Origin of the sequence: Actinomadura sp. KC06 (assembly GCF_004348735.1) — a bacterium.
Classification (GTDB): domain Bacteria; phylum Actinomycetota; class Actinomycetes; order Streptosporangiales; family Streptosporangiaceae; genus Spirillospora.
Genome location: NZ_SMKT01000018.1, coordinates 1 through 14034, shown reverse-complemented (window position 1 = coordinate 14034; position 14034 = coordinate 1). Strand labels below are relative to the sequence as shown.

Sequence of the window (14034 nt, the reverse complement as noted above, 5' to 3'; positions counted from 1 at the left end):
GCGGAGGGCTTACCGGTGAAGGCCGGTGCCTCCGAGCGAGTACCGGCCCGGCTGCGGGTGGACGGTCAGCCCCATCGGACGTCCCTCGACCATGACCTTCCGCAGGACGTGCCCCGTCCGGGTGTCCACGGCGTAGACGAGGCCCGTCGGGTCGACGAGCCACAGCGCCGTCCCGTCCGACGACACCCCGCCGGGCGCGGGCGAGCCGCCGCCCGGCAGCGGCCACCGGGCCGTGACGCGCCGGGTCGCGAAGTCGATCGCGGTGAGGACGCCGCCGCCGACGACGAACAGCCGGCGCGCGTCCCTGCTGATCGCCAGGCCGCGCGCGCCCGGCGCGGTCGGGACGAACCCCACCAGGGCGAACCGGCGGGCGTCCACGAGCCACACCCCGCCGCTGACGGCGTCCGCCACGTAGAACACGGCGCCGTTCGGCGACAACCGCAGGTCGCCGGGACGGGCCCCGCCCGGCAGGCGGATCGTCCCCGTGACGGCGTGGCCGGCGAGATGCACCTGCGCGATCCCACCGGCGGACCTGCAGGTCGTGACGAGCGACGCCCCGTCCAGCGTGAAGTCGGCGTGCCCGGCGGCGCACGGCATCGGCACCGACGCCTTCAGCAGCATCGTCTGCGGGTCGCGGACGTCGATGCGGCGCGGCCCGCGGGCGAGGACCAGCGCGTCCCGCCCGTCCGGCGTGAAGTAGAGCCCGCCGGCGCCCGTCACGTTCACCGGCAGGCCCAGCCTGCCGGTGCGCGGCCCGACCGAGACGAGGACGCCGTTCGCGCGGTCGACGGCCCACAGGCGCCGCAGGTCCCACGACGGCACCACCCGCGACGCCGCCGCCCCCGTGTGGAGGCGCCCGGTGAGGCGGAGCGTGACCGGATCGAGCACGTCGACGGCCCGCCCGTTCGCGACGTACAGCCGCGCCGGCATCCCCTGCGCGGTCGGCGCGATCATGCCGGGACCGGTGGCGGCGTAGACGGGTCCGCCGACCGGCGCCCCGCCGCCCGGCGGGTCGGGCTGGGGCGCGGACGGGCCGGTGCCCGGGCGGACGCTCGAATACGGCGCGGGCCCGCCGAGCCCGACCACCGGGCCGCCCGGGGATCCCTCCCCGGGCCGGTAGAACGGGACGGGCGACTCGCACCCGGCGAGCACGCCGCCGGTCAGCGCGAGGGCCGCGGCGAGCGGGACCGCGGCGGCGCGTGATCGTCCCTCGTGAGCTCCCATGCGCGGTCTCCCCCCATCACCGCGGGGACCATACCGAGCGACGACTCCGAGTGTCCGACTAATTGCAAAACGTGTTCGCGTTCGCTGCCGGCACGAGGGGAACGCTAGTCGGACTTGCCGATTCCGATGCCGAACTCGCGGTAGACGCGCTCCCAGAAGCCGTCCCGCAGCCAGGTGCGGGCCTCCTGGTACGGGCGGAGCGACGAGCCCAGTTCCTTCTCCGCCTCGATCAGCAGCTCCTTGTCGATGACGGGCGGCAGGATCGGGCCGGGGAGCAGGTCGCGGATGTTGTCCCGGCCCCGCTCGAAGATCCACTTCTGCGCGACATGCTCGCCGATCTCCAGCATGTGGTCGCGCTCGGGGCCGAGCTTGCCGTCCGCCGCCGCGGCGGCGGCGTTGTTCATCGACGCGGCCACCGTCGCGGGCGTCGCGCCCGCCGGGACCGGGACGCTGGTGCGGACGGACGCGGGCGTCGGCTTGACCGCCGGGGGACGCCCGGCGAACACCTGCGACGGCGACGGGACGGGGCTCGTCCCCTTCGCGGCGGCAGCGGCGGCAGCGGCGTCCCGGACGGCCGCGGCCGAGCCCGGCGCGGGCGCCGGCAGCAGCTTGGCCTTCGTGAAATACGGGCGCAGGAAATCGGCCGGCAGCACCTCGACCGTGTCGGACTCCCACACCAGCCACTCGGCCTGGTTCGACCCGTGCGTCGGCTCGACGCCCCACAGGTGGACGCGGACGCCGTAGCGCTGCGCGGCCTCGACGGCGGGCAGCATGTCCTCGTCGCCCGCCAGCAGGACCGCGTCGGTGATCGCGCGGTGCCGGGCGAGGGCCTCGAGGTCGGCACGGAGCTGGGCGTCCACGCCCTTCTGCTGGCCCTGCGCGTTCAGGTTCCCGAGCCGCAGCTTCACCAGCGGCAGGTTCGCGATGACGCGCTGGTCGACCGTCGGCTGCCGCTTCGGCGCGGCGTCGAACCAGTACACCCGCAGCAGCTCGCCGCGGCGCTGCTCGTCGGCATGGTCGGTCAACGCCTTGATCAGCTTTTCGGCGGCGACCCGGTACTCACGCCTCGAACCGCAACTCAGCAGCAGCGCACCGGAGGCCGCGTAGAGGTACCCCGCGTCGACGAAAATCGCGTACCGCGCGGGCTGTGGGACGAACTCCGAGGTGGCCATGGCCTTCCACCTTATTCGTGACGGGCCGCCGCTGGGCGCGAACCACGGTTGTCCGTCACCTCGTCATCACCCGTCCGTCACCGGGGAAGGGCGCTCGCCCGCCACGCTCCGGGGCCGCGCGGCGCCGGTTCCGCCGCGAACGTGCCGCGCACGAGCCGGGACCTGTCGGCCCACCGGGACGGGCGCGCCGTGCCTTCCGGCGCACCGCCGTCCCGCGCCGCGGCGGCCTGCGCGCGGGCGGTCAGCACGGCCACGAGCGCCGCGATCTCCTCCGGCCCCGCGTCGCCGCGGACGACCTGGAGGAAGGGCTTGCCCTGAGCGGTCACCAGATCTCCTGGGAGGTTCGGTTTAGAGCGGGATGTTCCCATGCTTCTTGGGCGGCAGCGTCTTGCGCTTCTCCCGCAGTGCGCGCAGCGCCCGCACGACCTGCCCGCGCGTCTCGGACGGCTTGATCACGTTGTCGATGTAGCCGCGCTCGGCCGCGATGTAGGGGTTGGCGAGCGTGTCCTCGTACTCGGTGATCAGCTCGGCGCGGCGGGCGTCCGGGTCGCCGGCCGCGGCCAGCTCCCGCCGGTACAGGATGTTCACCGCGCCCTGCGCGCCCATCACCGCGATCTGCGCGGTCGGCCACGCCAGGTTGACGTCCGCGCCGAGGTGCTTGGACCCCATGACGTCGTACGCGCCGCCGTACGCCTTCCGCGTGATCACCGTGACCAGCGGGACGGTCGCCTCCGCGTACGCGTACAGCAGCTTCGCGCCGCGCCGGATGATCCCGTTCCACTCCTGGTCGGTGCCGGGCAGGAAGCCGGGGACGTCCACGAACGTCAGCACCGGGACGTTGAACGCGTCGCACGTCCGGACGAACCGGGCCGCCTTCTCGGACGCGGCGATGTCGAGCGTCCCGGCGAACTGCATCGGCTGGTTCGCGACGATGCCCACCGAATGGCCCTCGACCCGTCCGAACCCGACGATGATGTTCGGCGCGTACTGCTCCTGCACTTCGAGGAACTCGCCGTCGTCGACCACGTGCTCGATGGCGGTGTGCATGTCGTACGGCTGGTTCGGCGAGTCGGGGATGAGGGCGTCGAGCTCCTCGTCCGGTTCCGCCGGGTCGACGTCGGCCGGGAACGCGGGCGCGTCCGACAGGTTGTTGGACGGCAGGTAGGACAGCAGCGCCTTGACGTACTCGATCGCGTCGTCCTCGTCCGTCCCCTGGTAGTGCGCGACGCCGGACTTGGAGTTGTGCGAGTGCGCCCCGCCCAGCTCCTCCATCGTCACCTCTTCGCCGGTGACCGTCTTGATCACGTCGGGCCCGGTGATGAACATGTGGGACGTCTGGTCGACCATGACGATGAAGTCGGTGATCGCCGGGGAGTACACGGCGCCGCCCGCGCACGGCCCCATGACCAGCGAGATCTGCGGGATCACCCCGGACGCGTGCACGTTGCGCTTGAAGATCTCCGCGTACAGGCCGAGCGCGACGACGCCCTCCTGGATCCGCGCGCCGCCGGAGTCGTTGATCCCGATGACCGGGCAGCCCGTCGTCATCGCGTGGTCCATGACCTTGCAGATCTTCTCGCCGAACACCTCGCCGAGGGAGCCGCCGGAGACGGTGAAGTCCTGGCTGAACACGGCGACGGGGCGTCCGTCGACGGTGCCGTACCCGGTGACGACGCCGTCGCCGTAGGGCCGGTTCTTCTCCATGCCGAAGTTCGTGGACCGGTGCCGCGCCAGCTCGTCGAACTCGACGAACGACCCCGGGTCGAGCAGCGCGTCGATCCGCTCCCGGGCCGTCATCTTGCCCTTGGCGTGCTGCTTCTCGACCGCGCGCGCCGATCCGGCGTGCACCGCCTCGTACCGGCGGCGCTCCAGGTCGGCGATCTTTCCGGCCGTGGTGTGGACGTCGTACTCCACCGGGGGTTCAGGGGCTTCCGTGGCCATGCGCGCCAGGGTAACCACCTCCCCACTTCGTACTTTCACGGGGGGTGTGGGGGGGTCGTCCCCCCACAAGGGTGGCGCGCGGACGCAGGCGGGGGAGTCGTTACGCTTGGGCGGGTGGCCACGAAGACACGCGACACGTTCCGGCAGGACATGCCCGAAATGCTCCGCCGCGACGTCCGCCTGCTCGGCGCGATGCTCGGCGACGGCCTGGTGGAGTACGGCGGACGGGACCTGCTGGACGACGTCGAACGGCTCCGGCACGCGGTGATCGCGGCCCGCCGCGGCGAGATCGGCGGCGGGGAGGTCGCCTCCCTCGTCGACGGCTGGACGCTGGAACGTGCCGAGCAGGTCGCCCGCGCGTTCACCGTGTACTTCCACCTGACGAACCTGGCGGAGGAGCACCACCGCATCCGCACGCTCCGGGACCGCGACACCGGCGACACCGTCCCCGGGTCGGTGGCGGCGGCCGTCCAGCAGATCCGGGGGAGCAACGGCCGCGTCGACGACCTGATCGACGGGCTGGAGTTCCGTCCCGTCTTCACCGCCCACCCGACCGAGGCCCGCCGCCGCGCCGTCGTCACCGCCATCCAGCGGATCAGCGACCTGATGACCCGCCTGAACGGCGCGCCCGGCGCGACCGAGCGCGCGGAGATCGAGCGGAGCCTCCGCGAGGAGATCGACCTGCTCTGGCGGACGGCGCTGCGCCGCGCCGCCCAGATGGACCCCCTGGACGAGGTCCGCACCGCGATGGCCGCGTTCGACGAGACGATCTTCCGGGCCGTCCCGCACGTCTACCGGGCGCTGGACCGCGCCCTCGGGAACTCCGGCACCCGTCCGCCGAAGGCCCGCCCGTACCTGCGGTTCGGGAGCTGGATCGGCGGCGACCGCGACGGCAACCCGTACGTCACCGCGCAGGTCACCCGCGACGCGGTCATGATCCAGGCCGATCACGTCCTGCGGGCGCTGGAGGCGGCGTGCGCGAGGGTCGGCCGGGAGCTGACCGTCCACGAGGACACCACGCCCGCCTCGGCGGACCTGCGCACCGCGCTCGCCGCCGCCCGCACCGCGCATCCCGGGCTGATCGGCGAGATCGCCAAGCGCTCGCCCGGCGAGCCGCACCGCCAGTTCCTCCTGCACGCGGCGGCCCGCATCGCCGCGACCCGCGAGCGCGACGCCGACCTGGCCTACGCGTCCGCGGACGGCCTCCTCGCCGATCTGCGGACCGTCCAGGAGTCCCTCGCGGGGGCGGGCGCGCCCCGGCAGGCGTACGGACGCGTCCAGAGCCTCATCTGGCAGGTCGAGACGTTCGGCTTCCACCTGGCCGAGCTGGAGATCCGCCAGCATTCCGAGCTGCACGAGCAGGCGCTCAAGGAGGTCTCCGCGGGCGGCCCGCTCTCGGAGATGACCGAGGAGATCCTGGAGACCCTCCGCGTCGTGGCCTGGATCCAGCGGCGCTTCGGCGTCCGCGCCTGCCACCGCTACATCGTCTCGTTCACGCGTTCCGCCGGCGACATCGCCAACGTGCACGCGCTGGCCGCCTCGCTCGGCGACGGCGCGCCCGTCCTCGACGTCATCCCGCTGTTCGAGACGGGCGAGGACCTGGAGCGCGCCCCCGCCGTCCTGGACGGGATGCTGAAGATCCCGGCCGTCCACCGGCGCCTGGACGAGACCGGCCGCCGCCTGGAGGTCATGCTCGGCTACTCCGACTCGGCCAAGCAGCTCGGCCCCACCAGCGCCACGCTCCGCCTCTACGACACACAGGAGGCCCTGGCCGCGTGGGCCGCGCGCAACGGCATCGCGCTCACCCTGTTCCACGGCCGCGGCGGCTCGCTCGGCCGCGGCGGCGGCCCCGCCAACCGCGCCATCCTCGCCCAGGCCCCCGGCTCGGTCGCGGGCCGTTTCAAGGTCACCGAGCAGGGCGAGGTCATCTTCGCCCGCTACGGCCACGGCGAGATCGCCAAGCGGCATGTCGAGCAGGTGACCAGCGCCGTCCTGCTGGCCTCGACGGACGCCGTCCAGGACCGGGCGCGCGAGGCCGCCGCCCGCTTCCGCCCCCTCGCCGACAAGATCAGCGAAGCCGCGCGAGCGGCCTTCCGCTCCCTGATCGAGACGGACGGCTTCGCCGCGTGGTTCGCCCGCGTCAGCCCCCTGGAGGAGATCGCCGAACTGCGCATCGGCTCCCGCCCGGCCCGCCGCAAGGCCGCCCGCGGCCTGGAGGACCTGCGCGCCATCCCCTGGGTGTTCGCCTGGACGCAGACCCGCGTCAACCTCCCCGGCTGGTACGGCTTGGGCAGCGGCCTCGCCGCCGTCTCCGACGACGGCCGCGACCTCACCGGGCTCCGCGACGCCTACGAAACGTGGCCGCTGTTCAACACCCTCCTGGACAACGCCGAGATGAGCTTGGCCAAATCAGACCGCGCAATAGCCGAGCGCTATCTCGCCTTGGGCGAACGTCCCGAACTCACCGAGACCGTCCTCACCGAATACGACCGCACCCGCCGCCTCGTCCTGGCGGTCACGGGCCACGAACGCCTCCTGGAGAACCGCCGCGTCCTCTCCAGAGCGGTAGAACTCCGGAACCCCTACGTGGACGCCCTCTCCCACCTGCAGCTCCGCGCCCTCAAGACCCTCCGCCAGGGCGTCGCGAACCACGAGGAACGCACCCACCTGGAGGCACTGCTCCTCCTCTCCGTCAACGGCGTCGCCGCCGGACTCCAGAACACCGGCTGACCATGATCAGACCCGCCACCTCACCCGACCGGCCGCGCATAGAAGAGATAGTCGAAGCCGCCTACGCCCCCTGGGCGGAACTCATCGGCGCCCGCCCGATCCCCATGGACGCCGACTACGCCGCGTTCATCGAGGCCGGCCACGTGTTCGTGACCGGCGAGGGCCCGGACGGGCTGATCGTCCTCATCCCCGAGGACGGCGTGCTCCTGATCGAGAACGTGGCCGTCGCCCCCGACCGCCACGGCCAGGGCATCGGCCGCACCCTGCTGTCCTTCGCCGAGGACCACGCCCGCGCGCTGTCCCTCCCGCGCCTGCGCCTCTACACCAACGAGCTGATGACCCGGAACATCGCGCTGTACACGTCCCTCGGCTATCAGGAGACCGGCCGCGAGGACATCGGCGGCCGCAACGTCGTCCACATGGCCAAGACCCTCGCGTAGCGCCCTTCGGGTCGGCCGTGGTCGGGCAGAATCGGGGGGATGAGGTATGTGCTGCTGATCTGCGACGACGAGAAGGACGCGCCGAGCAACGAAGACCTCGCGGCCGATCCGGTGCATCAGGCCTGGCAGGAGGACCTGGAGCGGCGCGGGGCCGAGATCGTCGGGCTGCGCCTGCGTCCGGTGGTGGACGCGACGTCGGTCATGGTCCGCGAGGGCGAGACGCTCGTCTCGGACGGGCCGTTCGCCGAGACGAAGGACTTCGTCGGCGGCGTCGTGGTCGTGGAGTGCGCGAACCTGGACGAGGCCATCGAGATCGCGGCCGGCCATCCCTACGCGCGCCGGGGCGGCGTCGAGATCCGTCCAGTCTGGGAATGAGCGAAGCGAACCGGGGGGTGCGGGGGGTCGGCCCCCCGCAGGAGACAGGCATGAACCCCTCCGGCGAGCAGGTTCGGAACGCGGTCGACGCGGCGTACCGGGACGAGTGGGGCCAGGTCGTCGCGACGCTGATCGGCATGACGGGCGACTGGGACCTCGCCGAGGACTGCGCGCAGGACGCGTTCGCCGTCGCGCTGGCGAGCTGGCCGCGCGACGGCGTCCCGCGCCGCCCGGGTGCGTGGCTCACGACGGCGGCCCGCAACCGCGCGATCGACCGGCTGCGCCGGGACGCGGCGGGCGCGGCCAAGCTGCGCCAGCTCGCCGTGCTGGCCCGCGACCCGGACGAGCCGCCCGCGGAGGACATCCCGGACGAGCGGCTGCGGCTGATCTTCACCTGCTGCCATCCCGCGCTGCCGTTCCCGGCGCGGGTCGCGCTCACCCTGCGGACGCTGGCCGGGCTGAGCACCGCCGAGATCGCCAGGGCGTTCCTGACCGCCGAGCCGACGATGGCGCAGCGGCTCGTCCGCGCGAAACGCAAGATCCAGAACGCCGGGATCCCGTACCGGGTCCCGCCCGCCCATCTCCTGCCGCAGCGGCTCGCGGCCGTCCTCGCGGTGCTCTACCTGATCTTCAACGAGGGCTACGACGAGGACGACGAGCGCCGGGCGCTGGCGGCCGAGGCCATCCGGCTGACCAGGGTCCTTGTCCGGCTGATGCCGGACGAGCCCGAACCGCGCGGGCTGCTCGCCCTGGCGCTGCTGCACGAGGCCCGGCGCGCGACGCGCAAGGACGACGACGGCGTGCTGGTCACGCTGGAGAACCAGGACCGCTCCCGGTGGGACCGGGAACTGATCGCCGAGGGAGTCGCGACGCTCGACAACGCGCTGGCCATGCGGCGTGCCGGGCCCTACCAGCTGCAGGCCGCCATCGCCGCCTGCCACGCCACCGCGCCCGACGCGGCGAGCACGGACTGGCCGCAGATCGCGACCCTGTACGGCGAGCTGGGCCGGGTGGCGCCGTCCCCGGTCGTGGACCTCAACCGCGCCGTCGCGATCGCGATGGCGGACGGCGTCCCGGCCGGTCTGAAGCTGGTCGACGAGCTCACCGCGTCCGGGCGGCTCGACGGGTACCACCTGCTGCCCGCGACCCGCGCCGACCTGCTCCGCCGGGACGGCCGCACCGCCGAGGCCAGGGCCGCGTACGAGGAGGCGCTGAAGCTCGCGCCGACCGAGGCCGAGCGCCGCTACCTCGCCGGACGCCTCCGCGAACTCTGAACCAAAATTTTGCCGCGGATGTCGATCCCGGACGGGTGCCGTTCGTCGGTGGGGCGAAAGACCGACCGAGAGGAAGGAAACCCGATGAACACCGACACGACACCGCCGACGCCCGAGATCACCGACCGCGCCACCTTCCAGGCCCAGCTGGACGAGCTGCGCGTCCAGGAGAAGGCGCACACGCGCGCCGGCGACGCGATCGCGGCGGCCCGCCGGCGCCTGCCGATGGTAGAGGTCGACGCCGCCACGCCGCTGATCGGCCCGGACGGCCCCGTCACCCTGCTGGACGCCTTCGAGGGCCGCCGGCAGCTGATCGCCTACTACATGATGTGGTACACGGGGCGTCCCGCGTCCGAGCAGTGCGAGGGCTGCACGTACTACAACGGGAAGGTCCGCGAGCTGTCCTACCTGCACGCCGCGGGCATCACCTACGCCACGCTCTGCCAGGGGCCGTACGAGGAGAGCGTCCGGTACCGCGACTTCATGGGCTGGGACATGCCCTGGTACTCGGCCCAGGACTCCGTCGAGACCCTCCTGGTCGGACGCCAGATCGGCATGTTCCACCTGGTCTGCTACCTGCGGGACGGCGACCGCGTCTTCGAGACCTACTGGACGAACGGCCGCGGCGTCGAGGCCCTGGACAACAGCTACCCGCTCATGGACATGACCGTCTACGGGCGCCAGGAGGAATGGGAGGACTCGCCGGACGGCTGGCCGCACGACGGCTCGATCGACGGCGGCTTCTTCCGCACGGGCGGACGTCCCACCGCCCAATGGCCCCGCCTGGAGGCCGGACACTCCGACGACCTCGGCAACGCGTCCTGACCCGCCCGGCGGTGCCCGCCTAGGACGGCCATATGGGCTTGCGCTTCTCGTTGAACGCCGCGATGCCCTCGCGGCGGTCGGCGGAGAACGCGACGGTGCGCCAGGCGTTCTCCTCCAGGTCGAGGCCCGCCTCCAGGCTCACGCCGCCGCCGAGTCGCAGGGCCCGCTTGGCGGCCCGGACGGCGACCGGCGAGTTCCCCGCGATCACGCCGGCGAGCCCGAGGGCCTCCTCGCGGGCCGTCCCGGCGGGCACTTTCCGGTCGGCGAGGCCGTACTCCAGGGCCTCGCCGGCGCCGAGGCGGCGGCCGGTGAACACCAGGTCGGCGGCCTTGCCTGGGCCGAGGCGGCGCAGCGCGAGCTGCGTCCCGCCGCCGCCGGGGACGAGCCCGACGCTCACCTCCGGCAGCCCGAACACGGCCGTCTCGTCCGCGACGATCAGGTCGGCGGACAGCGCGAGCTCGCAGCCGCCGCCGAGCGCGAACCCGTGCACGGCCGCGATGACCGGCTGCGGCAGGGCCAGGACGCCGCCGAACGCGGCCCGGAACGCCGGACGCTGCGCGAGGATCTCGGCGTCGGTCATGGCGTTGCGCTCCTTGAGGTCGGCGCCGACGCAGAACGCCTTCTCCCCGGCCGCGCCCAGCACGACCGCGCGGACGGACGCGTCCGCCGCCACCTCCGCGCAGACCGCGGCGAGCCGCCGCGCCATCGCCGTGGACAGGGCGTTGAGCGCCTCAGGCCGGTCCAGCACGATCTCCGCGACATGCCCGTCGCGCCGCAACGTCACACCATCCATGAAGGGCACCCTAACGATCGTTTCGCACGTGGGGTTGGATGGGTCGGGTGAGCGACTCACCATATGGGGATCTCGACCGGCCGCCCCTGCATGAGGCGGCGCTGCGGCGCGCGCTCGTCCGGGACGGCGGCCTGTGGCGGGACGTGCGGGTCGTGGCCGAGACGGGCTCCACCAACGCCGACCTCGCGGCCCGGGCCGCGGACGGGGCGCCGGAGGGGACCGTCCTCGTCACCGAGCTGCAGACCGCGGGCCGCGGCAGGCTGGGCCGGGCCTGGACCGCGCCGGCGCGGTCGGGCCTGACGTTCTCGATGCTGCTGCGCCCGCGGGTGCCGGTGCCGATGCTCGGCTGGACGCCCCTGCTGACCGGCGTCGCCGTCGCGACCGCCGTCCGCCGGATGACGGCCTGGTCGCAGACCGGGGAGCGCTTCCTCGGCGACGGCGCGGACGGCGAGGGCGGCGACGTGGCCGTGGACGTCCGGCTCAAGTGGCCGAACGACCTGCTCGCCGGCGACCGGAAGCTGGCCGGGATCCTGGTGGAGAAGGCCGGTGACGGGCTCGTCGTCGGCGTCGGGCTGAACGTCGGCCTGCGCTCGGACGAGCTTCCGGTGAAGACGGCGACGTCCCTCGCCATCGAGGGCGCCCCGCTCAGCGACCGGGCGCCGCTGCTGCGCGCGATCCTGCGCGAGTTCGCGACCTGGTACCGGGAGTGGACGGCGCTCGACGGCGATCCCGAGACCAGCGGGCTCCGCACCGCGTACAAGGACCTGTGCGCCACCCTCGGCCGGGAGGTCCGGGTGGAGCTGCCCGGCGACGAGCGGCTGACCGGCACCGCCCGGGACGTCGACGGCGCCGGACGCCTCGTCGTCGCCGGACCGGGCGGCGACAGCACGATCAGCGCCGGCGACGTCGTCCACGTCCGATGACGAGCGCACGTCCAGCGAAGGGCGCATGTCCGGTGAACATGCGGAGACCATCGGCGGTCACCGCCATGAATCAGTTGCTGATCTGCGACGATATGTCCGGATACCGATTCACGACGCCGTCGCCGCGGCCCACGGCGCCGGCTGACTGAGGGGCGGAAGATGGCGGCCGGAATGCCGGATCCGAAGGAGATCGAAGAGCTCCTCCTCGGGGGCGAGCTGCGGTACAACCGCGTCGACGCGGTGCGCCTGGCCGGGGTCTCCCGGGAGTTCTCCGGACGGGTGTGGCGCGCGTTCGGCTACCCGTCGATGCCGGACGAGACGGTCGCCTACACCGAGGGCGACATCGCCGCCCTGGACCGCATCCGCCGCCTGATGGACGACGGCGTCCTCGACGAGGAGGGCGTGATCCGGCTCGTCCGGGCGTTCGGGCAGACCATGACCCGGCTCGCGGAGTGGCAGGTCAGCCTGCTGCACAGCATGCTGACGCAGGATCCGCACGACACGCCGTCCGCCGAGGCCGTCCAGACGATCGTGGACGTCGCGGAGAAGCACATCGGCGAGTTCGAGCCGCTGGTCGTGCACGCCTGGCGGCGGCAGCTCGCCGCGGCCGGGACGCGCGCCCTGGCCGCCGCCGCGACGCGGGACAACGGCGACCCGGCGGGCCGCACCCCGGCCACCGTCGGGTTCGCGGACATGGTGTCGTTCACGCAGGTCAGCCGGGAGCTGGAGGAGATCGAGCTGGCCCGGATCGTGGAGTGGTTCGAGGAGACCGCCGCCGACATCATCGCCTCCTGCGGCGGCCGGCTGGTGAAGACGCTCGGCGACGAGGTGCTGTTCAGCGCGGAGACGCCGGAGGTCGGCGCGGAGATCGCGCTGACGGTCGCGGCCGCGATCCAGGACGAGACCGAGGTCCCGGACGTGCGGGTCGGCGTCGCGCACGGGCCCGTCGTGCCGCTGATGGGCGACCTGTTCGGCACCACGGTGAACCTCGCGGCCCGGCTGACGTCCATGGCCCGGCCCGGCTCCGTCGTGATCGATGGCGAGCTCGCCGCGCGACTGGAGCCGAGCCGGGCGTACGAGGTGACGCGGCTCGTGCGCCGCCCGGTCCAGGGGCTCGGCATCATCCAGCCGTACGTGCTGCGCCGCACACCCGGCATGCCGCCCCCGGCCCTGGACGCGCCGTGACCGCGACCGCCGATCGGACGCGCCCCGGCCGCTTCGGACGGGCCCCGCTCAGACGGGCTTGATCGAGTCTTCGCCGGGGGCGTCGGTGAGGCGCTGCAGGTAGTTCTGCTCGCCGAGCGCCTGGACGAGGCTCAGCTCGGTCTCCAGGTAGTCGATGTGCTCCTCCTCGTCCGCGAGGATGTCCTCGAAGATCCGGGCGGAGGTCACGTCGCCGCGCGAGCGCATCAGCTCGATGCCGGGCCGCAGCCGGGCCACGGCCTCCAGCTCGACGGCGAGGTCCGCCTCCAGCTGCTCGACGATGTTCTGCCCGATCCGCAGGGTGCCGAGTTTCTGGTAGTTCGGCAGCCCTTCCAGGAACAGGATCCGGTCGGTCAGCCGCTCCGCGTGCTTCATCTCGTCGAACGACTCGTCGCGGGTGTGCTCGGCGATGCGGGTGAAGCCCCAGTTCGCCTGCATCTTGGAATGCAGGAAGTACTGGTTGATCGCCGTCAGTTCCGCGGTGAGCTGGTCGTTCAGCAGCGCGATGATGTCCTTGTCGCCTTCCATGGCGTCCATGGTTTCATGGCGGGTGTTTTCAGGACAGCACTAACCCCCGCAAGGCGCGTGTCCGCCCGTCGCGGGCGGGGCCGTGCGGGGCCCGGAAGGCTCAGGCTGCGGTCGGAGCGGCGCCTCCCTCTTCGGACTCGGCGATGATCTGTTCGGGCCCTCGTCCGGGGCCCTGCTCGGGGACGGCGGCCAGCCCGGCCGGGCCGCCGGTCAGGGCGTCCGCGAGCTCGCTGGCGGTCCGGTACTCGCTGACCATGGTGTGGATGCGCCTGGTGCACGTTCCGCACCCGGGCTTGAAGCCGCAGGCGGCCTTGACCTCCCTGGCCGTCCGGCAACCGCTGGCCATGCAGCCGTTAACGTCGTCCTCTGTGACGGCGTTGCAGATGCAGACGTACATTCGGCTGACGGACCTTCCGTGCGGCTACGCGTGCTCCACGCGCCTGACCAGGCTAGCTTAGGGCACCCTCATTAAGGTTAGGCTCCCCTAAAGTAGCTCAGGCTTGTCCGTTCTGGCCAGAGGACTCCCGATCGGTGTGATCCACCCCTCACGGGGAAGGGCTCTTCACGCGCGCGCCCCGGTGCGCGCGCGCCGCAGGGACGGGAGGG

General features: G+C 72.9%; 14 protein-coding genes. 7 read left to right on the top strand and 7 right to left on the bottom strand.

The window, feature by feature from the left end; genetic code table 11:
* Positions 1 to 9 precede the first annotated feature (9 nt).
* The 4 genes from E1287_RS08820 to E1287_RS08805 form a co-directional block, all read right to left on the bottom strand.
* Positions 10 to 1224, bottom strand: a complete 1215-nt coding sequence (locus E1287_RS08820) for a YncE family protein (RefSeq protein ID WP_131964363.1) — start codon at positions 1222 to 1224, stop codon at positions 10 to 12.
* 104 nt (positions 1225 to 1328) lie between these two features.
* Complete coding sequence (locus tag E1287_RS08815; protein ID WP_131964362.1) at positions 1329 to 2396, bottom strand: NYN domain-containing protein; 1068 nt, start codon at positions 2394 to 2396, stop codon at positions 1329 to 1331.
* Positions 2397 to 2473: 77 nt separating this feature from the next.
* Positions 2474 to 2722: an acyl-CoA carboxylase subunit epsilon gene (locus tag E1287_RS08810; protein ID WP_243718751.1), complete on the bottom strand. Its 249-nt coding sequence runs from the start codon at positions 2720 to 2722 to the stop codon at positions 2474 to 2476.
* Positions 2723 to 2744: 22 nt separating this feature from the next.
* Positions 2745 to 4337 (bottom strand): acyl-CoA carboxylase subunit beta, encoded by a 1593-nt coding sequence (locus tag E1287_RS08805; RefSeq protein ID WP_131964360.1) that lies wholly within the window; start codon positions 4335 to 4337, stop codon positions 2745 to 2747.
* A 150-nt stretch (positions 4338 to 4487) separates the two neighbouring features.
* Between E1287_RS08805 and E1287_RS08800 the strand changes: the two genes are divergently transcribed.
* The 5 genes from E1287_RS08800 (at position 4488) to E1287_RS08780 (ending at position 9981) form a co-directional block, all read left to right on the top strand.
* Positions 4488 to 7067 carry a phosphoenolpyruvate carboxylase gene (locus E1287_RS08800; protein WP_131964419.1) on the top strand — a complete coding sequence of 860 codons (2580 nt, stop codon included), beginning with the start codon at positions 4488 to 4490 and terminating at the stop codon, positions 7065 to 7067.
* 2 nt (positions 7068 to 7069) lie between these two features.
* Positions 7070 to 7507 (top strand): GNAT family N-acetyltransferase, encoded by a 438-nt coding sequence (locus E1287_RS08795; protein ID WP_131964359.1) that lies wholly within the window; start codon positions 7070 to 7072, stop codon positions 7505 to 7507.
* A 39-nt stretch (positions 7508 to 7546) separates the two neighbouring features.
* Positions 7547 to 7882 carry a YciI family protein gene (locus E1287_RS08790; protein WP_131964358.1) on the top strand — a complete coding sequence of 112 codons (336 nt, stop codon included), beginning with the start codon at positions 7547 to 7549 and terminating at the stop codon, positions 7880 to 7882.
* Positions 7883 to 7932: 50 nt separating this feature from the next.
* Positions 7933 to 9156 carry an RNA polymerase sigma factor gene (locus E1287_RS08785; protein WP_131964357.1) on the top strand — a complete coding sequence of 408 codons (1224 nt, stop codon included), beginning with the start codon at positions 7933 to 7935 and terminating at the stop codon, positions 9154 to 9156.
* A gap of 84 nt (positions 9157 to 9240) precedes the next feature.
* Positions 9241 to 9981 carry a DUF899 family protein gene (locus E1287_RS08780; RefSeq protein WP_131964356.1) on the top strand — a complete coding sequence of 247 codons (741 nt, stop codon included), beginning with the start codon at positions 9241 to 9243 and terminating at the stop codon, positions 9979 to 9981.
* A gap of 19 nt (positions 9982 to 10000) precedes the next feature.
* On the opposite strand, the gene E1287_RS08775 is transcribed toward E1287_RS08780, so the two are convergent.
* Positions 10001 to 10774 carry an enoyl-CoA hydratase-related protein gene (locus E1287_RS08775; protein ID WP_243718749.1) on the bottom strand — a complete coding sequence of 258 codons (774 nt, stop codon included), beginning with the start codon at positions 10772 to 10774 and terminating at the stop codon, positions 10001 to 10003.
* A 47-nt stretch (positions 10775 to 10821) separates the two neighbouring features.
* Here E1287_RS08775 and E1287_RS08770 point away from each other — a divergent pair, with 47 nt between their 5' ends.
* Both E1287_RS08770 and E1287_RS08765 read left to right on the top strand, forming a co-directional pair.
* Positions 10822 to 11697 carry a biotin--[acetyl-CoA-carboxylase] ligase gene (locus tag E1287_RS08770; protein WP_207934089.1) on the top strand — a complete coding sequence of 292 codons (876 nt, stop codon included), beginning with the start codon at positions 10822 to 10824 and terminating at the stop codon, positions 11695 to 11697.
* A 171-nt stretch (positions 11698 to 11868) separates the two neighbouring features.
* Positions 11869 to 12882 carry an adenylate/guanylate cyclase domain-containing protein gene (locus E1287_RS08765; protein ID WP_131964353.1) on the top strand — a complete coding sequence of 338 codons (1014 nt, stop codon included), beginning with the start codon at positions 11869 to 11871 and terminating at the stop codon, positions 12880 to 12882.
* 48 nt (positions 12883 to 12930) lie between these two features.
* Here the strand turns inward: E1287_RS08765 and bfr are convergent, their stop codons facing one another.
* On the bottom strand, positions 12931 to 13428 hold the full coding sequence (bfr, locus tag E1287_RS08760; protein WP_131964352.1) for a bacterioferritin: 498 nt from the start codon (positions 13426 to 13428) through the stop codon (positions 12931 to 12933).
* A gap of 100 nt (positions 13429 to 13528) precedes the next feature.
* Complete coding sequence (locus E1287_RS08755; protein WP_131964351.1) at positions 13529 to 13825, bottom strand: (2Fe-2S)-binding protein; 297 nt, start codon at positions 13823 to 13825, stop codon at positions 13529 to 13531.
* Positions 13826 to 14034 lie beyond the last annotated feature (209 nt).

Coding starts and splice junctions, on each gene's coding strand:
- E1287_RS08820 (WP_131964363.1), bottom strand. CDS start 1,224: ATGGGAGCTCACGAGGGACGATCACGCGCCGCCGCGGTCCCGCTCGCC.
- E1287_RS08815 (WP_131964362.1), bottom strand. CDS start 2,396: ATGGCCACCTCGGAGTTCGTCCCACAGCCCGCGCGGTACGCGATTTTC.
- E1287_RS08805 (WP_131964360.1), bottom strand. CDS start 4,337: ATGGCCACGGAAGCCCCTGAACCCCCGGTGGAGTACGACGTCCACACC.
- E1287_RS08800 (WP_131964419.1), top strand. CDS start 4,488: ATGCCCGAAATGCTCCGCCGCGACGTCCGCCTGCTCGGCGCGATGCTC.
- E1287_RS08795 (WP_131964359.1), top strand. CDS start 7,070: ATGATCAGACCCGCCACCTCACCCGACCGGCCGCGCATAGAAGAGATA.
- E1287_RS08790 (WP_131964358.1), top strand. CDS start 7,547: ATGAGGTATGTGCTGCTGATCTGCGACGACGAGAAGGACGCGCCGAGC.
- E1287_RS08785 (WP_131964357.1), top strand. CDS start 7,933: ATGAACCCCTCCGGCGAGCAGGTTCGGAACGCGGTCGACGCGGCGTAC.
- E1287_RS08780 (WP_131964356.1), top strand. CDS start 9,241: ATGAACACCGACACGACACCGCCGACGCCCGAGATCACCGACCGCGCC.
- E1287_RS08775 (WP_243718749.1), bottom strand. CDS start 10,774: ATGGATGGTGTGACGTTGCGGCGCGACGGGCATGTCGCGGAGATCGTG.
- E1287_RS08765 (WP_131964353.1), top strand. CDS start 11,869: ATGCCGGATCCGAAGGAGATCGAAGAGCTCCTCCTCGGGGGCGAGCTG.
- bfr (WP_131964352.1), bottom strand. CDS start 13,428: ATGGAAGGCGACAAGGACATCATCGCGCTGCTGAACGACCAGCTCACC.
- E1287_RS08755 (WP_131964351.1), bottom strand. CDS start 13,825: ATGTACGTCTGCATCTGCAACGCCGTCACAGAGGACGACGTTAACGGC.